Annotated in this window: 2 protein-coding genes and 1 pseudogene; all 3 read left to right on the top strand. The window is 51.0% G+C overall.

Features of this window, described 5'->3' with window-relative positions; all coding sequences use genetic code 11:
* Positions 1-43 precede the first annotated feature (43 nt).
* On the top strand, positions 44-865 hold the full coding sequence (locus tag G9Q73_RS02235) for a c-type cytochrome (RefSeq protein ID WP_177418301.1): 822 nt from the start codon (positions 44-46) through the stop codon (positions 863-865).
* A 508-nt stretch (positions 866-1,373) separates the two neighbouring features.
* The gene (locus G9Q73_RS02230; protein WP_177418300.1) at positions 1,374-2,504 is read left to right on the top strand and encodes an NAD/NADP octopine/nopaline dehydrogenase family protein; all 1,131 of its coding nucleotides are present in this window, start codon (positions 1,374-1,376) and stop codon (positions 2,502-2,504) included.
* 136 nt (positions 2,505-2,640) lie between these two features.
* Positions 2,641-3,743 (top strand): annotated as a pseudogene (locus G9Q73_RS02225) (hypothetical protein); the annotation flags it as partial.

Raw genomic sequence — 3,743 nt, 5'->3', positions numbered from 1 at the left:
AAGCTGCTCAACTCAGCTTTATTGAAAATAGATGAGAAGCATAATGAAAGTTAACAAGACCTGTTTTACCTCGCTGATCGCACTGTCACTCTCAATGTTTGTATCCATTGCCCAGGGTGAAACGCTCACCTTGGAAACCCTGCCCAAGGCAAAGGGAGTTGCCTGGCATGCCGGAACGCCCTTACAGCTCCATGTGGCAACAGATAAGGGCCTGTATGTCAGTCGTGACAAAGGCCTGAGCTGGAACCTCTCCTATCCGTTCAGACTGCCTGCAACCATGATCAGCGAAACGACTGATAGTACGCTCTATGCATTTGTCGTCGGAAAAGGATTGCTTCGCATGCGTGGCTCAGAGTCCATGTGGACACCCGTTAATAACAAGTTTGGTGCACAGGTACTGACCCAGCTATCGGTAACCGCAAATGACCCAAACAGTCTCATTGGCCTTAATCAATATGGAAAAATAATTGTTTCGAGTGACGGGGGCGTCAATTGGCATCGCCCTGGTGGCAGTAATAAATCACTTACCGAATCCGGCAGGCAAGGACAAAAACTCTTTACGGATCATTGTCAGAGCTGCCATGGTGTGGACGGGGTAGGTGAAACCTATACGCTGGAAGCCTTGACCAACAAGAACTACGTTATGGCTCCAGCTCTTGATGAATCGGCCCATGCCTGGCATCACACCGATGAAGCCCTGGTCAAGACGATCCTTGATGGCTCCCAGCGAACAGAGCGCATGGTGGCCTGGAAAACAAAGGGTCTGGATGAAAAGGATGCGAAAGATCTGGTCGTATACATAAAAAGCCTGTGGGACAAACGGGCCTTGGAGTGCCAGGGTCCCAAGCATATGCAATGCATGTGATGGGGTCAGTGTCGTTACTGCAGAGTTCCTACCACCTGAAGGCTATTGTTTTAACCGGTCTGGAGTTTTGGAGACCAGGCTGCGTTAATTTGGAATAATGTCCTGATGATCATCTGGATCGTATGCAGAAAAGTCGACCGGTTGCGCTTTGCGCGCACGGTTAGCTGGTACCACTTCTATCTTTAGATCTGAAGCAGTTTGATCAGGAGAGTCTCTCCTCGACGACCCTCTAAGTGGCAACCTGGACTAATTCAGTCGACGCTCAGATTCAGCACGCGTCCCGACCCTGATCATTGCTACGTAGATACCATACTTAAATTTTGTGGTACAATTACTCGGTTGCAATGCGTGGCATCATGAAATCCAACCGGGTCACCAGATCGGTGCTCCACGATTACGCCACAAGCCCCACCCTCTGACTTTTCAGCAGCACTTACCCGCAATGCCAGGGCAGCGCGAGCTCCAACTGTAGGGGTGGATTTGTCTGAGCCCTTGGACACCCGACCGAATGACCGTGAGAATAGCAATCTGTGGTGGTGGCAATGTCGCGCATGTACTGGCGGGGCTGTTGAGTCAGAGAAAAGGGCTTGAAATCCGGGTGCTGACCCGGAAACCTGATCTTTGGGGCGAATCCATTCGGGTTCTGGATGACCAGAATCGAAGCAGAACCGGGCGGCCCCACTTAATCTCCAACCAGGCCAGCGAGGTCATTTCCGGGGCAGATCTCGTTATTCTGGCACTGCCGGCCTATGCTCGCGCAGCTGTCCTGAGCATGATCGCGCCCCACCTGACCGGCAATGTCTGGGTCGGTTCATTACCAGGCAGCGGTGGGTTCGACTGGTTGGCCCAAAAAGCCTTGCGGGGTGCTTCAGCCAACGTCTCCATTTTTGGGGCGCAGCGTGTTCCCCATATCAGCCGCATTATCCACTATGGCAGTGAGGTTCTTGGGTGCGCTAAAAAGGAGGGGATCGCGATCGCCGCCATCCCGCGGAGCCGATGCAGTGAGATCGCGTCCATCCTCGAAGATCTCCTGCAAATGCCGGTGAGCTGTTTGAACAACTTCCTTGAGATTACCCTGGCCACCTCCAATCCGATCCTTCACCCCGCCCGCATGTACACGCTTTTTCATGACTACAAGAGAGACCGGTTCTGGCAGGAAAGCATCCTTTTCTACGAAGGCTGGGATGATGCGGCATCTGAATTGTTGGTCAGAATGGATCGGGAAGTGCATGATATCTTCACCCATATCCCCCTTGATCTGTCTTACATTTTGCCGTTGCTTGAACATTATGGTGTTCGCAACGCGCAGGAACTGACCCGTAAAATCTCCGGAATAACCTCATTCAAGGGCATTCCGACACCCATGCTGGAGACCGAAAACGGCTTCGTTCCGGATTTTCAATCCCGCTATTTTAGCGAAGACATCCCTTTTGGCTTACTGATCATCAAGGGCGTCGCGGCCATTACAGGCACGCCCACACCTCTGATCGACACAGTCCTCACCTGGGCTCAGGGAATGATGAACAAAGAATACATCGTCGACGGGAAACTGGAGGGGAAGGATATTGCCGAAACACCCATACCACAGAATGCCGGCATTGCCACAACAGTCGACTTGGTACGGCAGGCAACGCTGTGATTTTCAGATTAGATCTCCCTTTTTATTTATCACGACCCGAATCACAACCCAGGTCAAAGGTGAAGTAGATGCAAGCAATTATTCTAGCTGCCGGAATGGGCAAGAGGCTCGGGAAGGTCACTGAAGACAACACCAAATGCATGGTCAAGATTCACGACTGCATTCATCGAACGGTGCTGACACCCCAAAAACAGAGGAACTGGTCATACTGGTGGTCGGATACAAGTCGGAAAACGTCAAGAAATTTGTGGGGCGCAAATACAAGGGAATGCAGATCAGTTATGTAAGAAATGAGGTCTATGATAAGACCAACAATATCTACTCCCTCTTCCTGGCAAAGCGATATCTGCTGGAGGATGACACGATATTGATCGAAAGCGACCTCATCTTGGAAGAAAAAATCATATTCGACCTGATTGAGAATCCCCACCCCAATCTGGCTATTGTCGCTAAATACGACGCATGGATGGACGGAACCGTCGTTACCCTGGACGATGAAGACAATATTATCCAGTTCATTCCGAAGAAAGATTTCGACTACAGCCAGGTCGAAAACTATTATAAGACCGTCAACATCTATAAGCTGTCCCGCGAGTTCTCCACCAACAGCTACGTGCCTTTCCTGAAGGCCTATCAACAGGCGTTGGGTAAAAACGAGTATTACGAGCAGGTACTGCGGGTTATCACGCTGCTCGAAACCCAGGACCTGAAGGTCCACCGGCTCTCCACCGAGAAATGGTATGAGATCGACGACCAGAAGGATCTGAACAATGCGAGCACCCTGTTCGCTCCCGAGGGGGAAAAACTCGCGCTCTACCAGAAGCGGTTTGGCGGCTACTGGCGTTTCCCGTTTCTCAAGGATTTCTGCTACCTGGTGAATCCCTATTTCCCGCCCCGCAGGATGCTGGACGAAATGAGGTATCACTACCACAGCCTGCTGACAGAATACCCATCCGGATTGAGCATCCAGAATCTGATGGCGTCTGAGATGTTTCACTGTGATGCCAGCGAGATCATCGTCGGTAATGGCGCAACCGAATTAATCAATGCGCTGTTCGATTACGTCACCGGCAAGGTGGGCGTCATCTTCCCCACTTTCAATGAGTATCCTGAACGCATCGGTGATGCCAATGTGGTGCAATTTATCCCGGAGAATGCGGATTACAGTTACAGTTTGGAGGATCTCAAGCAGTTCTCAAAACAGGTCAAGACTCTGTTGCTGATCAACCCGGACAATCC

This window comes from endosymbiont of Lamellibrachia barhami (genome assembly GCF_011947365.2).
Taxonomy (GTDB): Bacteria; Pseudomonadota; Gammaproteobacteria; order Chromatiales; family Chromatiaceae; genus QGON01.
The sequence above is the reverse complement of the archived record's forward strand: the minus strand, read 5'-3'. Positions and strand labels throughout refer to the sequence as shown.

Coding starts and splice junctions, on each gene's coding strand:
- G9Q73_RS02235 (WP_177418301.1), top strand. CDS start 44: ATGAAAGTTAACAAGACCTGTTTTACCTCGCTGATCGCACTGTCACTC.
- G9Q73_RS02230 (WP_177418300.1), top strand. CDS start 1,374: ATGACCGTGAGAATAGCAATCTGTGGTGGTGGCAATGTCGCGCATGTA.